We start from the raw sequence: 26,623 nt of genomic DNA on the forward strand, positions 1-26,623 counted from the left end.
ACACCCCAGTTCCGCGATCCGGAATTCCGTTGAGAATCCTCCAAGGTCGTCGCTCCAGTATTGGGGTCACTTCGCCGGAAATGGCGATTAGCAGCCGATCTCACCCGACCACACCTGGAGGAATACGAATGCCGAACGACCTCCCAGAAGTTCAGGAGCGCCCTGGGCTACGTCCTGCTCCTCCGCCCGGAGGGCCGCCGATGGCCGACGTATGGGTCTACAACGGAAGGGCCTACGACCTCAGCGATTGGATTTCCAAACACCCCGGCGGCGCCTTCTTCATCGGGCGGACCAAGAACCGCGACATCACCGCCATCATCGCCGCCTACCGTCGCGACCCGGCCAAGATCGAGCGGATGCTGCAACGATATGCGTTGGGGCGCGACGCGACTCCCAGAGATATCCATCCCAAGCACAACGCGCCGGCGTTCTTGTTCAAAGACGATTTCAACAGTTGGCGCGATACCCCCAAGTACCGCTTTGACGACCGGAACGACCAGATGCACCGCGTCAAAGCCCGGCTGAACGAGCCCGCGCTGGCCGCCCGGATCAAGCGCATGGATCGACTTTTCAACATCGTTGTGGCGCTCCTGGCGGTTGCCTATTTCGCCGTGCAGGGTCTGCGATAGCTCGACACCCGATGGATGCCGTTGCCGGCCTTCGTGATCGCGATGGTGTTGTTGCGCAGCTCGCTTGCCGGCTTCGGTCACTACGCCTTGCACCGCGCCCAACGGGGCGTCAACAGGGTGCTCGGGAATAGCTTCGATATGAACTATGTGGCACTGGCTTTGGTGACCGCTGACGGACATACCCTGCTGCACCACCCGTACACGCAAAGCGATGTGGACATCAAGAAGAACGTGTTCACCATGATGATGGGACTGCCCCGGTTGTATCGGATCCCGGTGCATACCATTCACAAGTTCGGCCACATGTTCACCGGCATGGCCATTCGGATTGCCGACGTATGGAAAATCACCCGCAAGGTGGGTGTACAAGAGTCCTACGGAAGCTGGCGTGCGGCGCTGCCGCACTTCCTCGGCTCGTCGGGGGTGCGGCTGCTGTTGGTCACCGAGCTGGTGGTGTTCACCCTGGCGGGCGATTTTTGGGCCTGGGCCCTGCAATTCATCGTGACGCTGTGGGTCAGCACCTTCTTGGTGGTCGCCAGCCACGAGTTCGAGGACGACTCGGCGGAGGGTGTCGAGCAGGGCGAGGACTGGGGTGTGGACCAAGTCGTGCACGCCAACGACCTCACGGTGATCGGGAATCGCTACGTTGACTGCTTTTTGTCCGCGGGGTTGAGTTCGCACCGCGTTCATCACGTGCTGCCGTTCCAGCGCAGCGGATTTGCCAACATTGTCACCGAGGACGTGTTGCGGGAAGAGGCTGCAAGGTTCGGTGTCGAGTGGCTTGCGCCGAAGAGCTTCGTCGCGGACCGACTGCCCAAGCTCTGCCGTTCATATCTGTTGGCACCGTCCCGGCAGGCCAGGGAGCAAGGTTGGGGCCTGATCCGTGAGCATTGCTCACCCGCAGCCTGGAAAGCCAGCGCCAGCTACGTGGTCGCCGGCTTCGTCGGAATCGGGTCGGTATGAGCACCGCAGCCGAGGGCGGCGCAATCCGCCGGGCCGGCCACGAGCCGCGTTACGACCTCGCCCAATTGCCGCCGGCACCGCCAACCACGGTGGCCGTTATCGAAGGCATGGCCACCGGCGCCCCACAACGGGTGGTTACTCAGGCCGACGCCGCCGCTCGTGTTTCCGAGCTGTTCGTTGATCCGCAACAGCGGGAACGAATTTCGCGGATATATGACAAGACCCGGATTGATACCCGCAGGATGGCAGTGGATCCGCTCAACGACGAGTTCGATGAGTTCCGGCGCGAGCCGGCAACGATCCGGGACCGGATGAACCTGTTCTATCAGCACGCCGTACCGCTGGCGGTCGACGTGGCCGCCCGTGCCCTCGACGGCCTCCCATACGCCCCCGGCGAGATCGGCCAGCTGGTGTTCGTCACCAGCACCGGTTTCATTGCACCGGGCGTGGATGTGGAGATCGTCAAGCAGCTCGGTCTGCCCCGGTCGATATCGCGGGTGGTGGTCAACTTCATGGGTTGTGCTGCCGCAATGAACGCCATTCGCACCGCGACGAACTACGTCCGAGCCCACCCGAGCATGAATGCATTGGTGGTGTGCATCGAATTGTCCTCGGTGAATGCGGTTTTCGCCGATGACATCAACGACGTCGTAATCCACAGTTTGTTCGGAGATGGCTGCGGCGCATTGGTCATTGGAGCCAGCCAGGTCCAGCAGCCGCTACCCGCTGGCAACGTGGTGATCCGCAGCAGCTTCAGCCAGCTGCTCGACGACGCCGAGGACGGGATCGTGCTTGGGGTCAATCACGACGGCATCACGTGTGAGCTGTCGGAGAATCTGCCCAGCTACATCTACCGTTCGGTCGACCCGGTGGTCGCAGAGATGTTGCGGGACAACGGGTTGAGCAAGGCCGATATCGACCTGTGGGCGATACATCCGGGTGGGCCGAAGATCATCGAGCAGTCCGCGCGCTCGTTGGGGATTCCCGTCGGGCGAGCCGTGCAGAGCTGGGATGTACTAGCTCAGTTCGGCAACATGTTGAGCGTATCGCTGATCTTCGTGCTGGAAATGATGGTTGCGCAGGCCGAGTCGGACAAACCCATCTCAACGGGTGTGGCGTTCGCCTTCGCTCCGGGCGTCACGGTCGAAGGCATGTTGTTCGACATCATCCGCCACTGATGGCCGCTGCCCAGCCGAGAACCCAACCAGCCGAGACCATGCTGAGCAGGAGAAGTGTCGTGCCAATCGGCATCCGATGAAATGGGCAACAATCGCCCGCCTCCGGCGCCGTCATCCGGTCAGTTCCGGACCGATGACCGGGTTGCCTACCGCTCCTGGATGAGCGACAACCTGCGCTGGGATAGCTTGACGTTGCGGGACGGCGACATCGTGATCTCGGCACCGCCGAAGTGCGGCACCACCTGGACGCAACGCCTGATTTCCCTGCTCATCTTCGATGGGCCGCAGCTGCCGGCGCCGATGCACTTGGTGTCGCCGTGGCTGGACCTGACCGCCCGGCCGGTGCAGGAGGTCGCCGCCGCACTCGATGCCCAGCCCCATCGCCGGTTCATCAAGACCCACACGCCGCTGGACGGCTTGGTGCTCGAGGATCGGGTCACCTATATCGGGGTGGGGCGCGATCCCCGCGATGCCGCGGTCTCGATGCTGATGGACCAGCACCGGATGCGGGCGCTGCACGAGGTGTTGGGGCCGCCAGGTGAGCGATTCGCGCCCCCGGGTTTGGACTTCGACGGCGAGTTCAGCCCGCTCGACGTGCTGCGGCGCTGGCTGGAAGGGCCCAACGTACCCACCGAGGGGATCGCTTCGTTGGCCACCATCCTGCATCACTTCGCCACGTTCTGGGACCGGCGCAGGCAGCCCAACGTCGCGATGTTCCACTACGCGGACTACCGGGCGGACCTCGTCGGTGAACTGTTGCGCCTCGGCTCGGTCCTGGGTATCGAGCTGGGTCCCGATCGCGCCGCGGAGTTTGCCGAACACGCCACCCTCGACGCCATGCGCGCGCACGCCGATGCGCTTGCTCCCGCGGCCACCCCCGGCGTCCTACCCGGGCACCAGCCGCGTACCGAAGCCCCCTTCTTCCGGGCCGGTGGACGTGGCCAGTGGCACGACATTTTCACCGCCGCCGAGCATCGGCGCTACGGCGAACGCGCGGCCGAATTGGCCGGGAATCTGGGCGGCCCGGAGTTCCTCGACTGGGCTCACCGGGGTCGCGGGGACCGCCGCGGCCCCGTCGAGCGGGGGGAGTCCTGATGGCCACCCGAGTCGGGTATCACTCGTGGATCAGCGACAACCGGCGTTGGGACGCGCTGGAGCTGCGCGAGGGCGACATCGTGATTTCGGCGCCGTCGAAGTGCGGCGTCACGTTGACCCAGCGCCTGGTGTCGCTGCTGGTCTTCGATGGACCGCAGTTGCCGGGGCCGCTGGCCGAGGTTTCGCCATGGCTGGATAGGACGGTCCGGCCGGTGAACGAGGTCGTTGCCGCCCTCAACGCGCAGGGCCACCGCCGATTCATCAAGACCCACACGCCGCTGGACGGCCTGGTGCTCGATGACCGGGTCACCTACATCGGCGTGGGCCGCGACCCGCGCGATGCCGCGATGTCGGAGCTTTTCCAGTGGGACAACATGAACCACGCCAACCTCAACCGGAGGGGGTCCGCCGCCGGCTATGGACAGGGTGATCCCACGCCCATCCAGGCCTTCCGGGCCTGGATGGAAGGGCCGATCATGCCCCCGGAAAGCCCGGTTGCACCCCCACCTTCGGCGATCGCGCCGCCCCCCGGCCCCGGTTTCCCGCCTCCGCACGGTGGGCCGGGCCCGATGCCGCCCATGGCCAAACACATGGGCTCGCTGTCCAACATCCTGCATCACTTCAACACGGTCTGGTCGCGACGTCAGCTGCCCAACGTGTCGATGTTCCATTACACCGACTACCGCGCCGACCTCGTGGGTGAGCTGATCCGCCTGGCGGGGGTCCTGGGCTGCTCCCTTGGCCGCGATCGTGCCGAGGAGCTCGCGCAGCATGCCACGCTGAACTCGATGCGTGCGCGCGCCGCCGAACTCGCCCCCGAGTCCACCGAAGGCATTTGGCGCAGCAACGAGCGCTTTTTCCGGGCCGGTGGTAGCGGCGAATGGCAGGAGTTCTTCGACGAGCGCGTCTATCGCCGCTACTACGATCGCATCAACCAGCTGGCCGCGCCGGATCTGCTGGCCTGGGCGCATGAGGGTCGCCGGGGCTGTGAGCCCGCCGGGCCGGTGGGCTGAGCTGCGCTAATTTTGCCGCCGCGCGCGGACGTACCAGAAGGCCAGCTCGATGGGCTGCCCATCGGATCCACCGAGTTGGCGGTTCACCGTGACCGGATCCAGCGCCGCGATTTCCCAGCCCGCACCGCCTAGCACGTCGCGCAGCGTCTGCTCGGGCACCGCCGGGCGCGGCTGTTGTTCGTTGGGCGGGTTGGCATCGCAGAAGCAACTCATCAGCAGGGTGGCGCCAGGTCTGGTGGCGCGGTGCACCGCGGCCGCATAGCTGCGCTTGCCCTCGCCGTCGAGGCAGTGGAACATGCCGCTGTCGATCACGGTGTCGAAGGCGTCGGTGTAACCGTCGAGCTTGGTGGAGTCGGCCACCGCGAGCGTGACGTGCACGCCCGCGTCATCGGCTCGGCGCGCTGCGGTGATCAGCGCGGTCGGGGAAATGTCCAGGCCGGTCACCGGGTGTCCGTGCGCAGCCAGGTAGATCGCGTTGTCGCCCAGCCCACAACCGATGTCCAGCACGTCGCCGTGCACCCAGCCGCCGGCTTGCCAGGCGATGACATTTTCTTTGGGAGCCTTGGTATCCCACGGGGGCGTCGTCATCGGCGCAACGTCCGGGCGCGGGCTCTCGCCGCGGTACAGCGCATCAAAATCCATCTGTTGCAGCCCGGCGGGAAAACCGGTGGAATCCCCAGAAGCGGTGGAGTCCCTCACCTATGCCAGGGTATCCCCACGGCGGGCCCCGCATCGTGGCCGCGGGCGCGCAATGCTACACTGTCGGGCAGTCGACATCCTTTAACGACCCGTCCGGAGAGGCGGAGAAGGAGGTCAGGTTCTCGCATGGGTGCCGCCAATGATGCCGTGGACGGCAGGGAGTTGATGTCCGCGGCCGACGTCGGTCGAACTATTTCCCGCATTGCGCACCAGATCATCGAAAAGACCGCGCTGGATAGCCCGGACTCGCCGCGCGTCGTGTTGCTCGGGATCCCGACTCGCGGTGTGATCCTGGCGTCGCGGTTGGCGGCCAACATCGGCGAATACAGCGGCATCGAGGTCGACCATGGTGCGCTGGACATCACGCTGTATCGCGATGATCTGATGAGCAAACCGCCGCGGCCGCTGGAGGAGACCGAGATCCCGCCCGGCGGTGTCGATGACGCTCTGGTGATTCTGGTCGATGACGTGCTCTACTCCGGGCGCTCGGTGCGCTCGGCGCTGGACGCGCTGCGCGATGTCGGACGGCCGCGATCGGTCCAGCTGGCCGTGTTGGTCGACCGCGGGCACCGGGAACTGCCGGTGCGCGCGGACTACGTGGGCAAGAACGTGCCCACCGCACGCAGCGAAAGCGTGCATGTCCAATTCAGCGAACACGACGGCCACGATGGGGTGGTGATCTCTCGATGACACCCAGGCATCTGCTGGCGGCGGGCGACTTGAGCCGCGACGACGCCATTGCGATCCTTGACGACGCCGACCGCTTCGCGCAGGCCCTGGTTGGCCGTGAGGTCAAGAAGTTGCCGACGCTGCGCGGTCGCACCGTGGTGACGATGTTCTACGAGAACTCGACGCGAACCCGGGTTTCCTTCGAGGTGGCCGGTAAGTGGATGAGCGCGGACGTGATCAATGTCAGCGCGAGCGGGTCTTCGGTCAGCAAGGGCGAGTCGCTGCGCGACACCGCGCTGACCCTGCGTGCGGCCGGCGCCGACGCGCTGATCATCCGGCACCCCGCGTCCGGGGCGGCGCGGCTGCTCGCCGATTGGACCGCCGGCCAATCCGACGGCGGCCCTTCGGTGATCAACGCCGGCGACGGCACTCACGAGCACCCGACGCAGGCACTGCTGGACGCCCTGACCATCCGGCAGCGGCTCGGTGGCATCGAAGGCCGGCGCGTCGTCATCGTCGGCGACATCCTGCACAGCCGGGTGGCCCGCTCCAACGTCATGCTGCTGCACACACTGGGTGCCGAGGTGGTGCTGGTGGCGCCGCCCACCTTGCTGCCGGTGGGTGTCGCGGATTGGCCGGTCACCTTCTCCCATGACCTTGACGCCGAGCTTCCCGCCGCCGACGCGGTGCTGATGCTGCGGGTGCAGGCCGAGCGGATGAACGGCGGATTCTTCCCCTCGGTGCGCGAGTACTCGACCTTGTACGGTCTGTCCGACCGTCGTCAGGCGATGCTGGCCGGTCACGCGGTGGTGCTGCATCCCGGGCCGATGCTGCGTGGCATGGAAATCGCCTCATCGGTTGCCGACTCGTCACAGTCGGCTGTGTTGCAACAGGTTTCCAACGGAGTCCACATACGCATGGCGGTGCTGTTCCATGTCCTGGTTGGACTCGAGTCGGCTGGGGAAGAGGGTGCGGCGTGAGCGTGCTGCTGCGCGGAGTGCGGTTGTACGGCGAGGGCGAACGGGTCGACGTACTCGTCGACGACAACCAGATTGCTGACATCGGGACCGGACTGGCCATCCCCGATACGGCGGATGTCATCGATGCCACCGATCACGTGCTGCTGCCGGGGCTGGTTGACCTGCACACCCACCTGCGCGAGCCGGGCCGCGAATATGCCGAGGACATCGAGACCGGTTCGGCGGCAGCAGCGCTGGGTGGCTACACGGCGGTGTTCGCGATGGCCAACACCCATCCGGTGGCCGACAGTCCGGTGGTCACCGACCATGTCTGGCACCGGGGACAGCAGGTCGGTTTGGTCGACGTACATCCCGTCGGCGCCGTCACGGTCGGGCTCGCCGGAACTGAACTCACCGAGATGGGCATGATGAATGCCGGTGTCGCCGCGGTGCGGATGTTCTCCGACGACGGGATCTGCGTGCACGACCCGCTGATCATGCGCCGCGCTCTCGAATACGCCACCGGCCTGGGTGTGCTGATCGCCCAGCACGCCGAGGAACCCAGGCTGACCGTCGGTGCGGTCGCCCACGAAGGCCCGAATGCCGCGCAGTTGGGCCTGGCGGGTTGGCCCAGGACGGCCGAGGAATCGATTGTGGCCCGCGACGCGCTGCTGGCCCGAGACGCGGGCGCGCGGGTGCACATCTGCCACGCCTCCACCGTGGGAACCGTCGAAATATTGAAATGGGCTAAATTGCAAGGTATTTCGATCACAGCGGAGGTTACTCCGCATCACCTGCTGCTCGATGACCGCAGACTGTCCGGCTACGACGGGGTAAATCGGGTCAATCCACCGCTGCGCGAGGCGTCTGATGCGATGGCGCTGCGACAGGCGCTGGCCGACGGGATCATCGATTGTGTGGCCACCGATCACGCGCCGCACGCCGAGCACGAGAAATGCGTCGAGTTCTCCGCGGCGCGGCCGGGCATGCTCGGGCTGCAGACCGCGCTGTCGGTGGTGGTGCAGACGATGGTGCAGCCGGGTCTGCTGAGCTGGCGCGATGTCGCGCGGGTGATGAGTGAGAACCCGGCGCGAATCGTGGGGCTGCCCGATCATGGCCGGCCGCTCGAGGTAGGGGAGCCGGCCAACCTGACCGTGGTTGATCCCGACGCCACCTGGACTGTCACCGGGGCCGACCTGGCCAGCCGCTCGGCCAACACCCCGTACGAGTCGATGACCTTGCCCGCCCGGGTCACGGCGACGCTGTTGCGTGGAAAGATCACCGCCAGGGACGGAAAGAGCCCGGCATGAACTCAGGCACGCTGATCGGCTCCCTGATCTTTGCGGCCGTGCTGGCGGTGTTGATCGCGATGGTGATCGCGCTGATGATCAGGGGCTTGCGGCGTCGCGCGCGACTGCAACGCGAGCTGATCGGTGCGTTACCCGACCTGCCCGCCGCGGTGGGTCCCGCGTCGGTCACCACTTGCGGCATGTACGTCGGTTGCACCCTGGCGCCGGCGTCCAACCACCGGGTTGTGGTCGGCGACCTCGGGTACCGCAGCCGGGCGGAACTGACCCGTCATCCCGACGGAATTCTGGTGAAACGTGCTCGGGCGCAGCCGATTTGGATCCCACAGGATTCGATCACAGCGGTACGCACCGAGCGCGGAATCGCCGGCAAGATCGCGGCCCGCGACGGGATACTGGCAATCCGGTGGCGACTGCCATCAGGTACTGAGATCGACACCGGGTTCCGGGCAGACAATCGTGACGAATACGACGGCTGGCTAGCAGGCTGGCTTCAGCCCCGAACGGAGGGAATCGTGTGAGCAAAGCCTTGCTCGTACTTGAAGATGGCCGAGTCTTCACCGGAATGTCATTCGGTCCGGTTGGCCAAACACTGGGGGAAGCCGTTTTCAGCACCGGCATGTCCGGCTATCAGGAGACGCTGACCGATCCCAGTTACCACCGCCAGATCGTGGTGGCCACCGCCCCGCAGATCGGCAACACCGGCTGGAACGACGAGGACGGCGAGAGCCGCGGCGACAAGATCTGGGTCGCGGGCTACGCGGTACGTGACCCGTCGCCGCGCGCCTCCAACTGGCGCTCATCGACCACACTGGAAGACGAGCTCATCCGCCAGCGCATCGTGGGGATCGCCGGCATCGACACCCGCGCAGTGGTGCGTCATCTACGCAGCCGCGGCTCGATGAAGGCCGGTGTGTTCTCCGGTGCGGCCCTGACCGCCGGCACGCAAGTAGCCGAGCTGGTCGAGAGGGTGGCTGCCCAACCCCCGATGCTGGGCGCCGATCTCGCCGGAGAGGTCAGCACGCCCGAGGCGTACATCGTCGAACCAGAAGGGCCGCAGCGTTTTACCGTGGTGGCCCTGGACCTCGGTATCAAGACCAACACGCCGCGCAACTTCGCCCGGCGCGGCGTTCGCAGCCATGTGCTGCCCTCGTCGGTGACCTTCGATCAGATCGCCGATATCAAGCCAGACGGCGTGTTCTTGTCCAACGGACCCGGCGATCCGGCGACCGCAGACCATGTCGTGTCGCTGACCCGTGAGGTGCTCGGTGCCGGAATCCCGCTGTTCGGTATCTGCTTCGGTAATCAGATCCTGGGCCGAGCGCTGGGATTGTCGACCTACAAGATGGTGTTCGGGCACCGGGGCATCAACATTCCGGTCATCGACCACGCCACCGGGAGAGTCGCGGTAACCGCGCAGAACCACGGTTTCGCGCTGGAAGGGGAGGCCGGGCAGTCTTTCGAGACGCCGTTCGGCCGGGCCGCTGTCAGCCACACCTGCGCCAATGACGGTGTGGTCGAGGGGGTCAGACTGGTTGACGGCCGCGCATTCTCGGTGCAGTACCACCCCGAGGCCGCGGCAGGCCCACACGATGCCGAGTACCTGTTCGATCAGTTTGTTGACCTGATGGCGGGGGACCGCTGATGCTCATCGCCGCGAGCGGGTGCCCCCAGCCGACACGCTGGGTTCGGCGCAAGACCGCGCACCTTCGCGTCCAAACCCTAGGGGGCTGCTAGTGCCGCGCCGCACCGATTTACACCACATTCTGGTCATCGGCTCGGGGCCGATCGTCATCGGCCAGGCTTGCGAGTTCGACTACTCCGGAACCCAGGCGTGCCGGGTACTGCGCGCCGAGGGCCTACAGGTCAGTCTGGTCAACTCCAATCCGGCGACGATCATGACCGACCCCGAGTATGCCGACTTCACCTACGTCGAGCCGATTACCCCAGAGTTCGTCGAGCGGGTCATCGCTCAGCAAGCCGAGCGCGGCAACAAGATTGACGCCGTGCTGGCCACCCTGGGTGGGCAGACCGCCCTGAACACCGCCGTCGCTCTATACGAGAACGGGGCGCTGGAACGCTACGGCGTGGAGCTGATCGGTGCCGATTTCGAAGCGATTCAGCGCGGCGAGGACCGGCAGCGGTTCAAGGACATCGTTGCCAAGGTCGGGGGTGAATCCGCCCGCAGCCGAGTGTGTTTCACCATGGATGAGGTTCGTGAGACCGTTGCCGAGCTGGGTCTTCCAGTGGTGGTGCGGCCCAGCTTCACCATGGGCGGGTTGGGCTCGGGTATGGCTTACTCCGCCGACGAGGTGGATCGGATGGCCGGCGCCGGGCTGGCCGCCTCGCCCAGCGCCAATGTGCTCATCGAGGAATCGATCTACGGCTGGAAAGAGTTCGAACTCGAGCTGATGCGCGATGGCCACGACAACGTGGTGGTGGTGTGCTCGATCGAGAACCTCGACCCGATGGGCGTGCACACCGGCGACTCGGTCACCGTTGCGCCGGCTATGACGCTGACCGATCGGGAATACCAGCGGCTGCGCGACTTGGGGATTGCGATCCTGCGCGAGGTCGGGGTGGACACCGGCGGCTGCAACATTCAGTTCGCGGTCAACCCCCGAGACGGCCGGCTGATCGTCATCGAGATGAACCCGCGAGTATCGCGGTCAAGTGCGTTGGCGTCCAAGGCAACCGGGTTTCCGATCGCCAAGATCGCCGCGAAACTGGCCATCGGATACACGCTCGACGAGATCGTCAACGACATCACCAAGGAAACGCCGGCCTGCTTCGAACCCACCCTGGACTACGTCGTGGTTAAGGCGCCGCGGTTCGCCTTCGAGAAGTTTCCGGGCGCCGATGCCACGCTGACCACCACCATGAAATCGGTGGGCGAGGCGATGTCGGTGGGCCGCAACTTCGTCGAGGCGCTCGGCAAGGTGATGCGTTCGCTGGAAACCAGCCGGGCCGGGTTCTGGACCGCCGCCGATCCCGAAGGCGGCCTCGACGACGTCCTGACCAGGCTGCAAACCCCGACCGAAGGCCGGCTCTACGACCTGGAACTGGCGCTGCGGCTGGGGGCCTCGGTCGATCGGGTGGCCGAGGCCAGCGGCGTGGACCCGTGGTTTGTCGCGCAGATCGACGAGCTGGTCGGTTTGCGTGCCGAATTGGTCGACGCGCCGGTGCTCGACGCGGATCTGCTGCGCCACGCCAAACACAGTGGGCTATCCGATCGGCAGATCGCCTCGCTGCGGCCAGAACTGGCCGGGGAAGATGGTGTGCGCTCACTGCGCGAGCGGCTGGGCATCCACCCGGTGTACAAGACGGTGGACACCTGTGCCGCCGAGTTCGAGGCCAAGACTCCGTACCACTACAGCAGCTATGAGCTGGATCCGGCGGCCGAGACCGAAGTGGCTCCACAGATCGACAAACCGAAGGTTCTGATCCTCGGGTCCGGACCTAACCGCATCGGCCAGGGGATCGAGTTCGACTACAGCTGCGTGCATGCGGCAACCACGCTGAGCCAGGCCGGTTTTGAGACGGTGATGGTCAACTGCAATCCGGAGACGGTGTCCACCGACTATGACACCGCGGATCGGCTCTACTTCGAGCCGCTGACGTTCGAGGACGTGCTCGAGGTATTTCATGCCGAGGAGCAGTCGGCCGCCGGCGGGGCCGGCGTGGTGGGAGTCATCGTGCAACTCGGCGGCCAGACGCCGCTCGGGCTGGCAGAACGGCTGGCCAACGCCGGGGTGCCGATCGTCGGCACCCCGCCCGCCGCCATCGACCTGGCCGAAGACCGCGGCGCGTTCGGCGATGTGCTGACCGCGGCGGGACTGCCCGCGCCACGCTATGGCACCGCGACCACCTTCGCGCAAGCCCGCCGTATCGCCGAAGACATCGGCTATCCGGTGCTGGTGCGGCCGTCGTACGTGCTGGGTGGGCGGGGGATGGAGATCGTCTACGACGAGGAGACGCTGCGCGGCTACATCACCCGCGCGACCGAACTCTCGCCGGCACATCCGGTGCTGGTCGACCGCTTTCTCGAAGACGCTGTCGAGATCGATGTCGACGTGTTGTGCGACGGTACCGAGGTCTACATCGGCGGGGTCATGGAGCACATCGAGGAGGCCGGAATCCACTCCGGTGATTCAGCGTGTGCCCTGCCGCCGGTGACCTTGGGCCGCAGCGACATCGAAAAGGTTCGCAAGGCCACGGAAGCCATCGCGCATGGCATCGGCGTGGTGGGTCTGCTCAATGTGCAGTATGCGCTCAAAGACGACATCTTGTATGTCTTGGAAGCCAATCCGCGCGCCAGCCGCACCGTGCCCTTCGTGTCCAAAGCCACCGCCGTCCCGCTGGCCAAGGCATGTGCCCGGGTCATGTTGGGCGCCAGTATTTCCCAGTTGCGCGCCGAAGGGATGCTGGCGCGTACCGGGGACGGCGCCAACGCCGACCCGCGTGCCCCGATAGCCGTCAAAGAGGCTGTGCTGCCTTTCCACCGCTTCCGGCGCGCGGACGGCGCGGCCATCGATTCGCTGCTTGGCCCGGAGATGAAGTCGACGGGCGAGGTGATGGGGATCGACCGGGACTTCGGCAGCGCCTTTGCCAAGAGCCAGACCGCCGCGTACGGTTCGTTGCCCACGGCGGGGACAGTGTTCGTTTCGGTCGCCAACCGGGACAAGCGCTCACTCGTGTTCCCCGTCAAGCGGCTCGCCGACCTGGGCTTTCGGGTGCTCGCTACCGAGGGCACGGCAGAGATGCTGCGACGCAATGGGATTACCTGCGACGAGGTTCGCAAGCATTTCGAGGCGCCACAACCCGGACGCCCGGCGATATCCGCCGTCGACGCGATCCGGGCCGGCGAGGTCGACATGGTGATCAATACCCCATACGGGAACTCCGGCCCGCGTGTCGACGGTTACGAAATCCGCTCGGTTGCCGTGTCCGCCAACATCCCGTGCGTCACCACCGTGCAGGGCGCGTCGGCCGCGGTGCAGGGCATCGAAGCCGGGATCCGCGGCGATATCGGGGTCAGGTCGCTGCAGGAGCTGCACCGCGCCATCGAACAACAGAGCGCGGCCGACGGCGGGGCCCGGTGACCGGATTCGGCGCACGCTTGGCAGAGGCCAAGGCACACCGCGGGCCGCTGTGTTTGGGGATCGATCCCCACCCCGAGTTACTTCGGGCCTGGGATCTGCCGGCCACCGCCGACGGATTGGCCGCGTTCTGTGATATCTGCGTGGCGGCCTTCGCGGGATTTGCGGTGGTCAAGCCGCAGGTGGCGTTTTTCGAAGCGTACGGCGCCGCGGGATTTGCGGTGCTGGAAGGCACGATGGCCGCGCTACGGGCCAATGGTGTGCTGGTCCTGGCGGACGCCAAGCGTGGCGACATCGGGTCGACGATGGCGGCCTACGCGGCGGCCTGGGCGGGCGACTCGCCGCTGGCGGCCGATGCCGTGACTGTCTCGCCCTTTCTGGGGTTCGGCTCGCTGCGGCCCCTGCTCGAGGTTGCGACGGCCAATGATCGGGGTGTGTTCGTACTCGCGGCCACCTCCAATCCGGAGGGCGCCACCATTCAACGCGCCGACGCGGATGGCCGCACGGTGGCCCAACTGATCGTCGATCAAGTCGGACTCTTCAATAGTGAAGTTGGCGAAGCGACGGGGCCGGAGCCCGGATCGGTTGGTGTGGTCGTCGGCGCAACGGTGCTGAATCCGCCGGACGTGAGCGGGCTGGGCGGACCCGTATTGGTTCCCGGCGTCGGGGTGCAGGGCGGTCGGCCGGAGGCGCTGGGCGGCCTCGGCGGCGCGGCGCCACAACAGCTGTTGCCCGCGGTGTCGCGCGAGGTCCTGCGCGCCGGCCCCAGCATTTCTGAAGTCCGGGCGGCGGCCGAGCGGATGCTGGACTCCGTCGCGTACCTTTCAGCGGTCTAGGTCTTCGGGTCAAGCACGCTCGGCGCCCGTTGCTGTTGGAGTTTCTGTAGCCGCTGACGCCCGGGGACGATCTGCGTCTGGGCGCCGCCCGAATCCCAGCCCGCTTGCCACCTCACACGTCGGCGCTCGGCAACCGTGCGCGGCAGCCGGGCTCCATGCTTGCCGGAATCCACTCTGAAAAGGCTTGCAATAAAAGGAAAATCGTCAGACTTCCGTGGTCACCGGGGCTTCGTCGCGGCCCGCCAAACTGCCCGAGTCGGCGTCGGCACGTTCGCATTGGTGCCGGCGCGATCAACTGCGTGTGGCCGTTTGAGCGCCCGCGCCGCGCTGTTGCTCGGGAAACCCCGACGTTGCTGGCCGCATTCGGCTGGACATCCGTACCAGATTTGCTGGGCAGTCGAAATGGACCGATGTTCGTCCGTCGGTGAATGCGGCGCGACGCCCGCGTCGTGAGTCGGCCTGGTGGGGTCCCGGGTCCGCCCCGTTCCGGCAACGCGGACGGGCCCAACGCACGGTTCGAGCATGCGCTGGTCTGCTGATTCGCTCCATTTGCCCCGAACCGCCCGACACGCGCGACACGCCACCGAAATGCGTGATCCATGGCACGTTGGTCGCGGGGGGTTGCTCGGGGTGGCCCGGGGCGGCCCAAACCGGCCGGCGGGCGGTGCGATCGTCGTGCGGCGCCGCCCGCAGATTCCAGTCAAATCGCAAATAACCGCAGCTAGACGTCAATATCTGGGGGTGTGGCCGGACGATCCCGCTGGGCGCTCGACCCCGTGGTTTGTGGCCGCTCGGGCGTGGCGGCGGAGCGCTGATTCGTGTCGCGGCCGGGGCCCACGCTGGGGATTTGTCACCCAAACCAGGGGGTCGGGTTAGATTTCGTCAGGAACCGTGAGTACGGTCGTCTCCGCTGGCTGTAGTACCAGCCAAGACAAACAAATGATCGATTGATATCGATGAGAGACGGAGGAATCGTGGCCCTTCCCCAGTTGACCGACGAGCAGCGCGCGGCCGCGTTGGAGAAGGCTGCTGCCGCACGTCGAGCGCGAGCAGAGCTCAAGGACCGGCTGAAGCGCGGCGGCACCAACCTCACCCAGGTGCTCAAGGACGCCGAGACCGACGAAGTCTTGGGCAAGATGAAGGTGTCTGCGCTGCTCGAGGCTTTGCCGAAGGTGGGCAAGGTCAAGGCGCAGGAAATCATGACCGAGCTCGAAATCGCCCCGACCCGGCGGCTGCGTGGTCTTGGTGACCGTCAGCGCAAGGCCCTGCTGGAAAAGTTCGGCTCCGCCTAGCCCGCTGCCGACGATGCAGGCCGCTGGGCCTGAGGTGGGGTATCACCCGCTAGCAGGGGTGGTTCGGGCAATCAGCGCCCAAGGATTCAGGCTGCAGTGCCTGGTAGGGGTGCCGACTCAGGAGCGCCGATGAGCGCCGGCGGAGGACCGGGCACAGGACATGTGGTAGTGCTGTCCGGTCCTTCCGCTGTCGGCAAGTCGACGGTGGTCCGCTGCTTGCGTGAGCGGATCCCAAACCTGAACTTCAGCGTCTCGGCCACCACCCGGGCGCCGCGGCCGGGGGAGGTGGACGGCGTGGACTACCACTTCGTCACCCCGGAGAGCTTCCAGCAGATGATCGACCAGGGCGAGTTGCTGGAGTGGGCCGAGATTCACGGGGGACTGCACCGATCGGGCACCCCGGCTCAACCGGTGCGGGAGGCCACGGCCTCCGGAGTTCCGGTGCTGATCGAGGTCGATCTGGCCGGGGCCAGGGCTGTCAAGAAGGCGATGCCCGAGGCCATCAGCGTGTTTTTGGCGCCGCCCAGTTGGGAGGACCTCAAGGCCAGGCTGGTCGGTCGGGGCACTGAGACGCCGGACGTTATTAGTCGCCGGTTACAGACCGCGCAGACCGAACTGGCAGCCCAACCCGACTTCGACAAGGTCGTGGTAAACGGTCGATTGGAATCCGCATGCGCTGAATTGGTATCCTTGCTGGTGAGAACTGTGCCCGGCTCTGGGTGAGTCATCAGCCAGGCAAAGAGCCAGAATTCAGAATTGAGATCTTTACCGTCTTCCCAACGATTTACGCCGCCAGGAGAAAGTCTTAAGTGAGTATTCCGCAGTCCGATGCGCCGTTGGCCGCCGTTTCCGCCGTGGATCAATTCGATCCTTCCTCTGGCGGGGTCGGTGCCTACGACACCCCGCTGGGCATCACCAATCCGCCCATTGACGAGTTGCTGGATCGCGTCTCGAGCAAATACGCCCTGGTGATTTATGCGGCGAAGCGGGCTCGGCAGATCAACGACTACTACAACCAGCTCGGCGAGGGCATCCTGGAATACGTCGGGCCGTTGGTGGAGCCGGGCCTGCAGGAAAAGCCGCTATCGATCGCGATGCGTGAGATCCACGCCGATCTGCTCGAGCACACTGAGGGCGAGTAACAGGGCAGGCCCCGGATGGACCGTAAGCGGATCGTCGTCGGCGTCTCTGGGGGTATCGCCGCGTACAAGGCGTGCACGGTCGTCCGTCAACTGACTGAGGCCGGTCATCACGTCCGGGTCATCCCCACCGAATCTGCGCTCCGTTTTATCGGGGCGGCCACCTTCGAGGCGCTCTCCGGCCAGCCCGTGCACACCGGGGTGTTCGACGACGTGCCGGCGGTGCCTCATGTTCAAATCGGTCAGCAGGCTGACCTGGTCGTGGTCGCCCCGGCGACGGCTGATCTGCTGGCCCGGGCGGTAGCCGGGCGCGGAGACGACCTGCTGACAGCAACTCTGCTCACGGCCCGGTGTCCGGTGATGTTCGCTCCAGCGATGCACACCGAGATGTGGCTGCATCCGGCCACCGTCGACAATGTGGCCACGCTGCGCCGACGCGGCGCGGTGGTGCTCGAACCCGCATCCGGGCGGCTGACCGGCAGTGACACCGGCGCCGGACGCTTGCCCGAGGCCGAGGAGATCACCACCCTGGCCCAGCTGCTGCTGGAACGCCATGATGCGTTGCCCTACGACCTGGCCGGCCGCAAGGTGTTGGTGACCGCCGGTGGCACCCGGGAGCCGATCGATCCGGTGCGCTTCGTGGGCAACCGCAGCTCCGGTAAGCAGGGTTACGCCGTCGCGCGCGTCGCTGCCCAGCGGGGCGCCGAGGTGACGTTGATCGCGGGGCACACCACCAGGTTGATCGACCCGGCCGGTGTCGAGGTGGTGCACGTCAGCACCGCGCAGCAACTCGATGACGCCGTCTCCAAGCACGCACCCACCGCGGACGTGCTGGTGATGGCCGCCGCCGTTGCCGACTTTCGGCCGGCGCAAGTTTCTACCGCCAAGATCAAAAAGACTGCCGACAGTCCACCGGTGATCGAACTCCTGCGCAACGACGATGTGTTGGCCGGTGCGGTGCGTGCGCGCGAGGATGGGCAGCTGCCCAAGATGCGTGCCATCGTTGGTTTTGCCGCCGAGACCGGTGACGCCAACGGGGATGTGCTGTTTCACGCCCGACAGAAGCTGCGGCGAAAAAGCTGCGACTTGCTGGTCGTCAACGCCGTGGGCGGTGACAGGGCCTTTGAGGTGGACAACAACGACGGCTGGCTATTGGCCGCCGATGGAACCGAGGCGGCGCTGCAGCACGGGTCGAAGACGCTGATGGCAAGCCGTATCGTTGACGCAATAGTTACGTTCCTGGATAGCTGTCGCGGGTAGTCGATCCACGGGCTCGGTGCTGTACAGCGGCTGGACAGGTCCTGAACGATGCCTTGCTCGAGTGGACGAGCGCAAATTGATGCCTGAGGATATAATTCGGCTAACTAATTATCGGAAGGATGCAGATAGTGAGTGAAAAGGGTCGCCTTTTTACCAGTGAGTCGGTGACGGAAGGACATCCCGACAAGATCTGTGACGCGGTCAGCGACTCGGTCCTCGACGCGCTTCTGGCGGCAGACCCCCGCTCGCGTGTTGCAGTTGAGACCCTGGTGACCACCGGGCAGGTGCACGTGGTGGGTGAGGTCACGACGACCGCCAAGGAGGCGTTCGCTGACATCACCAATATCGTTCGCGAACGCATCCTCGACATCGGCTACGACTCGTCGGACAAGGGCTTCGACGGGGCATCCTGCGGAGTGAACATCGGTATCGGAGCCCAGTCGCCCGACATCGCACAAGGTGTTGATACCGCCCATGAGGCCCGCGTCGAGGGCGCTGCGGATCCGTTGGACGCGCAAGGCGCCGGCGACCAGGGCCTGATGTTCGGTTACGCGATCAACGACACCCCGGAGCTGATGCCGCTGCCGATCGCGCTGGCTCACCGGTTGTCGCGGCGACTGACCGAGGTCCGCAAGAACGGTGTGCTGCCCTACTTGCGCCCGGATGGCAAGACTCAGGTCACCATCGCCTACGAGGACCGGGTGCCGGTGCGGCTGGACACGGTGGTCATTTCGACCCAGCATGCGGACGACATCGACCTGGTGAAGACGCTGGATCCCGACATCCGCGAGCAGGTGCTCAAGACCGTGCTCGACGACCTGGCCCACGACACCCTGGATGCCTCGGCGGTGCGGGTGCTGGTCAACCCGACCGGAAAGTTCGTCCTTGGCGGACCGATGGGCGATGCGGGCCTCACCGGCCGCAAGATCATCGTCGACACCTACGGCGGGTGGGCCCGGCACGGTGGTGGCGCATTCTCCGGCAAGGATCCGTCCAAGGTGGACCGCTCGGCGGCGTACGCGATGCGCTGGGTGGCCAAAAACGTGGTCGCAGCAGGGCTGGCCGAGCGGGTCGAGGTACAGGTGGCCTACGCCATCGGCAAAGCCGCCCCGGTCGGCCTGTTCGTGGAGACATTCGGCGCCGAGGCTGTCGACCCGGTCAAGATCGAGAAGGCCATCGGTGAGGTGTTCGACCTGCGGCCTGGCGCGATCATTCGCGACCTGAACCTGCTGCGGCCCATCTATGCGCCGACCGCCGCTTACGGGCACTTCGGTCGCACCGATGTCGACCTGCCGTGGGAGCGGCTCGACAAGGTCGACGACCTGAAGCGCGCCATCTAGGTTTCCGGCACGAGCAGACGCGGAATCGCGCGCGGGATCCCCGCGCAATGCGATTCCGCGTCTGCTCGCGCGTGTGGTGGCTCAGTTTTGCGCGCTGGGCGGCAGCGGATGGTCGGAGTCCAACGCCGGCAGGCCATCGATGCTGTGCTGGTTGCGATCGATGACACCAGAGAAGGTTTCCTCGGTCGCTTTGCGGAAGTGGGCGTCCAGCACCGGTCGTTCATCGACGAGGTCGTAATAGGGAACCGCGAATCCGCACGCATCCGCGATGCGATCAACGTCGATCACGACGGCGGAGCGCGTGCCCGGATGAAGAGTCTTGAAATGTTCTCTCAGGGTTTGGAATTCGCCGTCATCGGGGCGCACCACTCGTCCGGTCCCATAGAGCCGCAGGATCCGCGAGTTGCGAGTGAACGAGCAGAACATGATCGTGATCCGGCCGTTGTCGCGCAGGTGCGCAATGGTTTCGGCGCCCCTGCCGAATAGGTCGATGTAGGCGACCGTGTGGTCGTCCAGCACCGCGAAAGTGTCGCGATAACCCTTGGGGGAGAGGTTGACTCGGCCTCCATCGGACGGCGCGGTGGCGACGAAGAACATGGCCTGGTTGCCGATGAACTCGCGGATCGACTCATCGATGTGCGAGAACTCTTTGGCCACCGAAATCTCCTTTTGCTCATTCGAAGCCGCACGTTCGAGCCTAACGCTGGCCAGCGAGGTCGGCGACGTGAGTTTTGTCTCGGGGGAGCTCTCAGCGTCCGAAGCGGTAGTCGTCGAGATCGAAATGCCGGCCTCGTCAATAGGCTTCCACGGTAGTGGTGGGACGCAGCGGCACGTCGCCGTTCTTGTCGAAGTAGTAGCTGTTGGCCCGGCGGCAGTTGTCCTGCCAGAACACTTGGCGGTACCGGCGCCGCATCATCTCGGCGAAGTAGCGGGCGTTGGCTTCCTCGGTCACCTCGACCCGGGTGGCGCCGTCGCGTCGGGCCCGCTTCAGGCGGCGCAGGATGTGGTGGGTCTGCGTCTCGATGAGCGCGAAATACTACGAACCCACGTAGCCATACGGGCCGAACACGGCAAAGAAATTGGGGTATCCGGGAACGCTGACGCCTTGGTAGGCCTGCGCGCGATGCTCTTCCCAGAACTGGCTCAGTGATCGACCTGCGCGTCCGATGACCGGATAGGTCAGCACATCGTCGGTGTCGAGCACCTTGAAGCCGGTGGCCAGGATCAGCACGTCTATCTCGTGGTCGGTGCCGTCATCGGTGGCCACCGCTGTGGGGGTGATCTTCTCGATCGGCTCGGTGACCAGCTGCACGTTGTCGCGGTTGAAGGTGGACAGGTAGCCGTTGTGGAATCCGGGCCGCTTGCAGCCGACCGCATAGCGTGGGGTGAGTTGGTCGCGCACCACCGGATCGTTGACCCGCTGTCGCAAATAGCGCCGTCCCAGCACCGCGCTCCAGCGTGCCAACGGAAACACCGTGAAGTAGTGCGCCGAGATTGGGAAGGTCGCCTCCACATAGGCCTGGCTGAGTAGCCGCTGCAGCGCTTTTCCGCCCGGGATGCGCATTGCCCAGCGCAGCGCTGCCGGCAACGGAAAGTCGAATTTCGGAAAACACCAGATCGGAGTTCGCTGAAACACCGTGAGGTGTTTCACGATTGGTGCGATTTCCGGGATGACCTTGACCGCCGACGCGCCGGTGCCGATGATCCCGACGCGCTTGCCGGTCAGCTCCTGGCTGTGATCCCAGCGCGCGGTGTGCATGGTGACACCGGCGAAGGAGTCAACGCCGGCAATGTCAGGAAGCTTCGGTACGGTCAAAACGCCGCTGGCATTGATGATGAATCGGGCGGTGAGTTCGCCGCCGGGATCCGTCTGCAGACGCCACAGGCTGCGCTCGTCATCGAATTCGGCGCCAAGGACCTTGGTGTTGAACCTGATTCGGGGCCTGATGCCGTACTTGTCGGCGCAGTGCTCGGCGTAGGCCCTGAGCTCGCGGCCGGGTGCGTAGCTGCGCGACCAGTCCGGGCTCTGCTCGAACGAGAACTGGTAGGAGAACGATGGAATATCCACGGCTATGCCGGGATAGGTATTCCAGAACCAGGTTCCGCCGACGCCGTCGCCGGCTTCGATCACGAGATAGTCGCCGAATCCCGCCTTGTCGAGGCTGATCGCGGCACCGATGCCGGAGAATCCGGCACCGACGATCACGATCTGGTAGTCCGGTTCGATGCTCACTAGCGTTCCCCTCCGATGCCGAGAACTCCGTGCTCGGGCCGCAGGATCAGCGCCGCCTCGATGGCCATGGCACCACTGTATGGCTGACGGCGGTGGCCCGTAAGGGCCGGACTCCCGGGTCTTTCGAGTCCCTGCTAGTTCTTGTTAGTAATGCAGCACTTTGCGCAGCGCCGCCAAGCCGCGGCTGGTCGCTTCGGCGGCTGAGGGCACCACCACGGCGAAGCTGACGTAGCCATGCACCAGGTTGGGCTCGTTGCACCACTCGGCCGCTATCCCCGCGGCAGTGAGCAGCTCGGCATAACGGGCCCCGTCGTCACGCAGCGGGTCGTGTTCGGCGGTGCCGATGAAGGCTGGAGGTAGCCCGGTCAGGTCGCCGTTGCCCGGCGCGAGCGTGGCAGGCAGCGCCGTGTGGTCGCTGACGTCAAGGCCGGGCACATACCACGACAGGAACGCGTCGATGACCTCGAGATCCAGGATGGGCGCGGTGGCGTTTTCGCTGAAGGACGGCAGAGCCAGGTCGCCGACGCACGACGGGTACCACAGCAACTGGAAGACCAGGTTCGGAGCGCCATTACCGGCATGGTCACGGGCCAGCTGCGCCATGATCGCCGAGATGTTGCCGCCGGCGGAGTCGCCGGCTACGGCGATCCGGTTCGGGTCCCCGCCCAACTCGTGAGCGTGCGCACCGACCCAACGCAACGCCGCCCAGCTGTCTTCGATCCCGGCCGGGTAGGGATGTTCCGGAGCGAGCCGGTAGTCGACGGAGACCACGATGGCCTCCGCGCCCACCGCATGTGCCCGCGCGACGTGGTCGTGGGTATCCAAGCTGCCTAGCGCCCAGCCGCCGCCGTGGTAGTACACGACGACCGGAAGGACCCGGTCGGGCTCCACGGTGGGCCAATAGATTCGGACGGGGATGTCGGTAAGCTCGCCATAGCCGATCTTGCGGTCCTCGGTCCGCAGATCGGGGAGCAGTTCCGGTGGTGCTTTGAGCGCGGCGAGCCGCTCGCGGGCCAATTCGACGCCGTCTGCGGCGCAAAAGGTCATCGGAACTGCGTCGAGCAGCATCTTCAGGATGGGATCGATGCCGGGGCGGGTGCTGATCTGCTCCGTCATGGTCCTACACGGTACGCACTTGTGGCCTATCCGTGCAGCGCAACGCGCAATGCCGCCAGCCCGCGCTCCATGGCAGCGGTGGCCGCGGGCACCACGCCGGCATAGCCGATGTAGCCGTGTACCAGGGATCCGGCGTTGTGAACTTCAACCGAGACGCCGGCAGCGGCCAGCAATTCGCCGTACCGGATGCCGTCGTCACGTAGCGGTTCGTGGCCGGCCACCGCGATGTAGGCAGCCGGTAGATTCGCCAGGTTCTCGGCGCGGCCCGGAGCCATGCCCGCGGGTGGGTTAGACAGGTCGGTATCGCCTGCATACCAGCGGGAAAAGTCCGCGATGGCCTTGACGTCGAGAACCTCGCCGGTGGCGTTTTCGGTGAACGACGGCAATGTCTGATCCCACATCGTGGACGGATACCACAGCAGTTGAAAGGCGATCGGCGGTATGGGGCCATCGGCATTGTCACGGGCCTGTTGTGCGATCACCGCAGCGATGGTTCCACCTGCTGAATCACCGGCCACGGCTACCCGGTTGAGGTCAGCGCCGATAGTGGATCCGTGGTCGGCGACCCATCGCGTTGCGGCCCAAGCATCTTGGATGGCCGCGGGGTAGGGGTGCTCTGGGGCCAAGCGGTAATCGACTGAAACGACCAGCGCGTCGGCCCCGACGGCATGCTGACGACAGGTTCCGTCGTGAGTGTCCAGGTCGCCCATGACAAAGCCGCCGCCGTGAAAGAACAGCACCACCGGTAGTGGATCGGTGGCATCGGGACTGATTGGTGGCCAATAGATCCGAATGGGGATGGATCCACCCGGTCCGTCGATGGCCCGGTCCTCGACGCGAAGCTCGGGGTGCACGGGCCGGCGTGGCAAGTCCCGCAGCCGCTGACGCACCGCATCGATTCCATCCTCGGTGGATAGCCGAAACGGAACCGCATCCAGTACCTTCTGCATGATGGGGTCGATAGCGGGTTTCTCGTCTGCGGTTTTGTCCAAACTGGGCATGGACGTACCGTACGCACCTCGGTTGGTGACCGGCGGCTGGGTGCTCGCCGGATGGGCCGGCCTCGGCTACGGCGTGTACCTGACCATCATCGCGATGCGCCGCCCGCAGGGTATGGAACTGACCGGGCATTGGATCCTGCAGCCGCCGTTCAAGGCATCGATGGCGGTGCTGCTCGCGCTAGCGGCGGCCGCCCACCCGATCGCGCGCGAGCGACGGTGGCTGATAGCGGCGTTGCTGTTTTCCGCCGCCGGTGACTGGTTGTTGGCAATCCCGTGGTGGACCCAGTCATTTGTGCTGGGGCTTGGTTCGTTCTTGTTGGCCCACTTGTGCTTTCTCGGAGCAATGCTGCCGATGGCCTGGGGGGCGGTTCCATCGCGTCCACGGATCGCTGCGGCGGCGTTGATGTGCGTGGTCTCAGTGGGGCTGTTGATTTGGTTTTGGCCGCACCTCGGTCAGGAAAAGCTGACGATTCCGGTGACGGTCTACATCCTGGTGCTGACCGCCATGGTGTGCACGGCATTCGTCACCCGGCTTCCGACGATATGGACAGCGGTGGGGGCGTTGAGTTTCGCGGTATCGGACTCGATGATCGCGATCAGCCGGTTCATCCTCGGTAACGAGGCCCTGGCGGTGCCGATCTGGTGGGCATATGCCGCCGCGGAGATCTTGATTACCGCCGGGTTCTTCTTCGGCCGGGATATTTCGGATAACGGGCCGGCTGCTGTCGACGGCTGATGCGCCGCGTCCGCTGTTGCGAAAAAGCAAGAAAAAGATTGTCTAGCAAATCATCTCGAGGCTGCGAGCGCGTACCGATCGAGGTAGAGCCGATCGCGAGGGTACTACCGATGCTTTCGGTGCCCCACCTCGATCGTGAATTCGACTACTTGGTGTCCGCCGAGCAGTCCGACGATGCCCAGCCCGGGGTGCGGGTCCGGGTGCGGTTCCACGGCCGATTGGTCGACGGGTTTGTGCTCGAGCGCCGCAACGACACCGACCACCAGGGCAAGCTGGGCTGGCTGGATCGGGTGGTATCGGCAGAACAGGTGCTCACGCCGGAGATCCGCCGACTGGTCGACGCCGTGGCCGCTCGCTATGCAGGCACCCGGCCGGACGTCTTGCGGCTGGCGGTGCCGGCCAGGCATGCGCGGGTGGAGCGCGAAGTCGCAACGCGGCCGGACCTGCCGGAGGTGGCTCCGGTCGATGGGGCCGGCTGGGCGGGGTACGGCAGGGGCGGCCAGTTCTTGGACGCCCTCGGCGAGGCGCGGGCGGCGCGTGCCGTCTGGCAGGCGCTACCCGGCGAGCCGTGGGCCGGTCGATTCGCCGAGGCCGCCGCGCAGACGGTGCGCGCCGGCCGGGCGGTGCTGGCGATCGTTCCCGACCAGCGGGACCTCGACGAGCTGTGGCGAGCGGCGACAACCCGCATCGATGAGCGCAGCGTGGCGGCATTGTCGGCCGGATTGGGTCCGGCCGCCCGCTACCGACGCTGGCTGGCCGCGCTGCGGGGTGGTGCACGACTGGTGATCGGTACCCGCAGCGCCGTGTTCGCGCCGCTGAGCGACCTGGGGTTGGTCATGGTCTGGGCGGACGGCGACGACACCCTGGCCGAGCCGCGGGCGCCCTACCCGCACGCCCGGGAGGTGGCGATGCTGCGGGCACATCAAGCCCGGTGCGCGGCGTTGATCGGCGGCTACGCCCGAACCGCCGAGGCCCACGCCCTGGTGCGAAGCGGGTGGGCGCATGACATCGTCGCGGCCCGGCAGGTGGTTCGGGCGCGCACCCCGCGCGTCATTGCCCTCGATGACAGCGGCTACGCCGACGAACGCGACCCGGCCGCACGGACCGCGCGTCTGCCATCGATCGCCCTGCACGCCGCCCGCTCGTCGTTGCAGGCGGGGGTGCCCGTACTGGTCCAGGTGCCACGGCGCGGGTACGTGCCCTCCCTGGCCTGTGGGCGCTGCCGGGCAATCGCGCGGTGCCGACATTGCACGGGGCCGCTGTCCCTGCCGGAACGCGGCGCGCCCGGCGCGGTCTGTCGATGGTGCGGACATGGGGAACCGCTGCTGCGCTGCACGCGCTGTGGGTCGGACACCGTGCGGGCCGTCGTCGTTGGAGCCCGGCGCACCGCCGAAGAGCTGGGACGCGTCTTCCCCGGTACGTCGGTGATCACCTCGGCGGGCGATGCGATCGTGCCCGACGTCGATGCTCGCCCGGCGCTGGTGGTGGCCACCCCGGGCGCTGAGCCCCGGGCCGCCGGGGGATACGGGGCCGCCCTGTTGCTGGATACCTGGGCGTTGTTGGGCCGTCAGGATCTGCGCGCGGCCGAGGAAGCGCTCTGCCGTTGGATGACTGCCGCCGCCCTGGTGCGCTCGCGTGCCGACGGAGGCGTGGTGGCGGTGGTCGCCGAATCGGCTATCCCGACGGTGCAATCGCTGATCCGCTGGGACCCGGTGGGGCACGCCGAAGCCGAACTGGAGGCCCGTAGCGAAGTCGGGCTGCCGCCGAGCGTGCACATCGCCGCCATCGATGGCACCGCTGAGGCGGTCATGGCCTTGCTGGATCAAGCCCGGTTGCCCGAAGACGCAGACATGCTCGGCCCGGTCGACCTGCCGTCGGGGGTACGCCGCCCGGCAGGCACCCACGACGGCGTGCCCGTGACCAGGATGCTGGTGCGGGTACGCCGGGAACAGGGTCTGGAGCTAGCCGGGTGTCTGCGCCGCGGAGTCGGCGTGCTCAGCGCACGCCAGACTCATGAACCGGTCCGGGTACAGATCGACCCGCTGCACATCGGCTAACC

The 26,623-nt window shown here is 66.0% G+C and carries 21 protein-coding genes and 2 pseudogenes; 18 read left to right on the top strand and 5 right to left on the bottom strand.

Annotation, left to right across the window (positions count from 1 at the left end; genetic code table 11):
* Positions 1-128 precede the first annotated feature (128 nt).
* From G6N41_RS15410 to G6N41_RS15425, 4 genes and pseudogenes are all read left to right on the top strand, one after another.
* Positions 129-1,592: pseudogene (locus G6N41_RS15410) on the top strand (fatty acid desaturase).
* A complete protein-coding gene (locus G6N41_RS15415; RefSeq protein WP_198913271.1) occupies positions 1,589-2,770 on the top strand; it encodes a type III polyketide synthase in 1,182 nt (393 codons plus the stop codon). The pseudogene G6N41_RS15410 and the gene G6N41_RS15415 overlap by 4 nt, the downstream one beginning before the upstream one ends.
* Positions 2,771-2,851: 81 nt before the next feature.
* Complete coding sequence (locus G6N41_RS15420) at positions 2,852-3,865, top strand: sulfotransferase domain-containing protein (RefSeq protein WP_198913272.1); 1,014 nt, start codon at positions 2,852-2,854, stop codon at positions 3,863-3,865.
* Positions 3,865-4,878, top strand: coding sequence for a sulfotransferase domain-containing protein (locus G6N41_RS15425; RefSeq protein WP_198913273.1), 1,014 nt, complete (start codon positions 3,865-3,867; stop codon positions 4,876-4,878). The genes G6N41_RS15420 and G6N41_RS15425 overlap by 1 nt, the downstream gene beginning before the upstream one ends.
* A gap of 6 nt (positions 4,879-4,884) precedes the next feature.
* Here the strand turns inward: G6N41_RS15425 and G6N41_RS15430 are convergent, their stop codons facing one another.
* Entirely contained in the window at positions 4,885-5,529 is a 645-nt protein-coding gene (locus G6N41_RS15430) for a class I SAM-dependent methyltransferase (protein WP_231609015.1), read from the bottom strand.
* Positions 5,530-5,703: 174 nt separating this feature from the next.
* Between G6N41_RS15430 and pyrR the strand changes: the two genes are divergently transcribed.
* From pyrR to metK, 12 genes are all read left to right on the top strand, one after another.
* Entirely contained in the window at positions 5,704-6,267 is a 564-nt protein-coding gene (gene pyrR, locus G6N41_RS15435; RefSeq protein WP_198913275.1) for a bifunctional pyr operon transcriptional regulator/uracil phosphoribosyltransferase PyrR, read from the top strand.
* Positions 6,264-7,226: an aspartate carbamoyltransferase catalytic subunit gene (locus tag G6N41_RS15440; protein WP_020728545.1), complete on the top strand. Its 963-nt coding sequence runs from the start codon at positions 6,264-6,266 to the stop codon at positions 7,224-7,226. Before pyrR ends, G6N41_RS15440 begins: the two co-directional genes overlap by 4 nt.
* Positions 7,223-8,515, top strand: a complete 1,293-nt coding sequence (locus tag G6N41_RS15445) for a dihydroorotase (RefSeq protein WP_198913276.1) — start codon at positions 7,223-7,225, stop codon at positions 8,513-8,515. Before G6N41_RS15440 ends, G6N41_RS15445 begins: the two co-directional genes overlap by 4 nt.
* The gene (locus G6N41_RS15450; RefSeq protein WP_198913277.1) at positions 8,512-9,033 is read left to right on the top strand and encodes a PH-like domain-containing protein; all 522 of its coding nucleotides are present in this window, start codon (positions 8,512-8,514) and stop codon (positions 9,031-9,033) included. The genes G6N41_RS15445 and G6N41_RS15450 overlap by 4 nt, the downstream gene beginning before the upstream one ends.
* Positions 9,030-10,157 (top strand): glutamine-hydrolyzing carbamoyl-phosphate synthase small subunit, encoded by a 1,128-nt coding sequence (carA, locus tag G6N41_RS15455; protein ID WP_198913278.1) that lies wholly within the window; start codon positions 9,030-9,032, stop codon positions 10,155-10,157. The genes G6N41_RS15450 and carA overlap by 4 nt, the downstream gene beginning before the upstream one ends.
* A gap of 91 nt (positions 10,158-10,248) precedes the next feature.
* Positions 10,249-13,614, top strand: coding sequence for a carbamoyl-phosphate synthase large subunit (gene carB / locus G6N41_RS15460; RefSeq protein ID WP_198913279.1), 3,366 nt, complete (start codon positions 10,249-10,251; stop codon positions 13,612-13,614).
* Entirely contained in the window at positions 13,611-14,447 is an 837-nt protein-coding gene (pyrF, locus tag G6N41_RS15465; protein WP_020728549.1) for an orotidine-5'-phosphate decarboxylase, read from the top strand. Before carB ends, pyrF begins: the two co-directional genes overlap by 4 nt.
* A 974-nt stretch (positions 14,448-15,421) precedes the next feature.
* Positions 15,422-15,739: an integration host factor, actinobacterial type gene (gene mihF, locus G6N41_RS15470; protein WP_015355818.1), complete on the top strand. Its 318-nt coding sequence runs from the start codon at positions 15,422-15,424 to the stop codon at positions 15,737-15,739.
* Positions 15,740-15,868: 129 nt separating this feature from the next.
* On the top strand, positions 15,869-16,462 hold the full coding sequence (gene gmk, locus G6N41_RS15475; protein WP_198967878.1) for a guanylate kinase: 594 nt from the start codon (positions 15,869-15,871) through the stop codon (positions 16,460-16,462).
* A gap of 86 nt (positions 16,463-16,548) precedes the next feature.
* A complete protein-coding gene (gene rpoZ, locus G6N41_RS15480) occupies positions 16,549-16,881 on the top strand; it encodes a DNA-directed RNA polymerase subunit omega (RefSeq protein ID WP_012393967.1) in 333 nt (110 codons plus the stop codon).
* Between the two features lie 15 nt (positions 16,882-16,896).
* Positions 16,897-18,138 (top strand): bifunctional phosphopantothenoylcysteine decarboxylase/phosphopantothenate--cysteine ligase CoaBC, encoded by a 1,242-nt coding sequence (gene coaBC / locus G6N41_RS15485; protein WP_198913280.1) that lies wholly within the window; start codon positions 16,897-16,899, stop codon positions 18,136-18,138.
* A 128-nt stretch (positions 18,139-18,266) separates the two neighbouring features.
* Positions 18,267-19,478 carry a methionine adenosyltransferase gene (metK, locus tag G6N41_RS15490; protein WP_198913281.1) on the top strand — a complete coding sequence of 404 codons (1,212 nt, stop codon included), beginning with the start codon at positions 18,267-18,269 and terminating at the stop codon, positions 19,476-19,478.
* An 81-nt stretch (positions 19,479-19,559) separates the two neighbouring features.
* On the opposite strand, the gene G6N41_RS15495 is transcribed toward metK, so the two are convergent.
* The 4 genes and pseudogenes from G6N41_RS15495 to G6N41_RS15510 all read right to left on the bottom strand — a co-directional run bounded on the left by G6N41_RS15495 (position 19,560) and on the right by G6N41_RS15510 (position 23,828).
* Positions 19,560-20,135, bottom strand: coding sequence for a pyridoxamine 5'-phosphate oxidase family protein (locus G6N41_RS15495; RefSeq protein WP_198913282.1), 576 nt, complete (start codon positions 20,133-20,135; stop codon positions 19,560-19,562).
* 136 nt (positions 20,136-20,271) lie between these two features.
* Positions 20,272-21,705 (bottom strand): annotated as a pseudogene (locus G6N41_RS15500) (flavin-containing monooxygenase).
* Between the two features lie 150 nt (positions 21,706-21,855).
* Positions 21,856-22,827 carry an alpha/beta hydrolase gene (locus G6N41_RS15505; protein WP_020728553.1) on the bottom strand — a complete coding sequence of 324 codons (972 nt, stop codon included), beginning with the start codon at positions 22,825-22,827 and terminating at the stop codon, positions 21,856-21,858.
* Positions 22,828-22,853: 26 nt separating this feature from the next.
* Positions 22,854-23,828, bottom strand: a complete 975-nt coding sequence (locus G6N41_RS15510; protein WP_198913283.1) for an alpha/beta hydrolase — start codon at positions 23,826-23,828, stop codon at positions 22,854-22,856.
* Here G6N41_RS15510 and G6N41_RS15515 point away from each other — a divergent pair.
* Entirely contained in the window at positions 23,827-24,564 is a 738-nt protein-coding gene (locus G6N41_RS15515; RefSeq protein ID WP_036455538.1) for a lysoplasmalogenase, read from the top strand. The genes G6N41_RS15510 and G6N41_RS15515 overlap by 2 nt on opposite strands.
* 110 nt (positions 24,565-24,674) lie before the next feature.
* The gene (locus G6N41_RS15520) at positions 24,675-26,621 is read left to right on the top strand and encodes a primosomal protein N' (RefSeq protein ID WP_231608514.1); all 1,947 of its coding nucleotides are present in this window, start codon (positions 24,675-24,677) and stop codon (positions 26,619-26,621) included.
* The last annotated feature ends 2 nt before the right edge of the window (positions 26,622-26,623 follow it).

Source organism: Mycobacterium shottsii (genome assembly GCF_010728525.1).
GTDB classification, from domain to species: domain Bacteria; phylum Actinomycetota; class Actinomycetes; order Mycobacteriales; family Mycobacteriaceae; genus Mycobacterium; species Mycobacterium marinum.

Excerpts from the sequence above, each read along its gene's own strand:
- G6N41_RS15415 (WP_198913271.1), top strand. The coding sequence starts at position 1,589 with ATGAGCACCGCAGCCGAGGGCGGCGCAATCCGCCGGGCCGGCCACGAG.
- G6N41_RS15420 (WP_198913272.1), top strand. The coding sequence starts at position 2,852 with ATGGGCAACAATCGCCCGCCTCCGGCGCCGTCATCCGGTCAGTTCCGG.
- G6N41_RS15425 (WP_198913273.1), top strand. The coding sequence starts at position 3,865 with ATGGCCACCCGAGTCGGGTATCACTCGTGGATCAGCGACAACCGGCGT.
- pyrR (WP_198913275.1), top strand. The coding sequence starts at position 5,704 with ATGGGTGCCGCCAATGATGCCGTGGACGGCAGGGAGTTGATGTCCGCG.
- G6N41_RS15440 (WP_020728545.1), top strand. The coding sequence starts at position 6,264 with ATGACACCCAGGCATCTGCTGGCGGCGGGCGACTTGAGCCGCGACGAC.
- G6N41_RS15450 (WP_198913277.1), top strand. The coding sequence starts at position 8,512 with ATGAACTCAGGCACGCTGATCGGCTCCCTGATCTTTGCGGCCGTGCTG.
- gmk (WP_198967878.1), top strand. The coding sequence starts at position 15,869 with ATGAGCGCCGGCGGAGGACCGGGCACAGGACATGTGGTAGTGCTGTCC.
- coaBC (WP_198913280.1), top strand. The coding sequence starts at position 16,897 with ATGGACCGTAAGCGGATCGTCGTCGGCGTCTCTGGGGGTATCGCCGCG.
- G6N41_RS15505 (WP_020728553.1), bottom strand. The coding sequence starts at position 22,827 with ATGACGGAGCAGATCAGCACCCGCCCCGGCATCGATCCCATCCTGAAG.
- G6N41_RS15515 (WP_036455538.1), top strand. The coding sequence starts at position 23,827 with ATGGACGTACCGTACGCACCTCGGTTGGTGACCGGCGGCTGGGTGCTC.
- G6N41_RS15510 (WP_198913283.1), bottom strand. The coding sequence starts at position 23,828 with ATGCCCAGTTTGGACAAAACCGCAGACGAGAAACCCGCTATCGACCCC.
- G6N41_RS15520 (WP_231608514.1), top strand. The coding sequence starts at position 24,675 with ATGCTTTCGGTGCCCCACCTCGATCGTGAATTCGACTACTTGGTGTCC.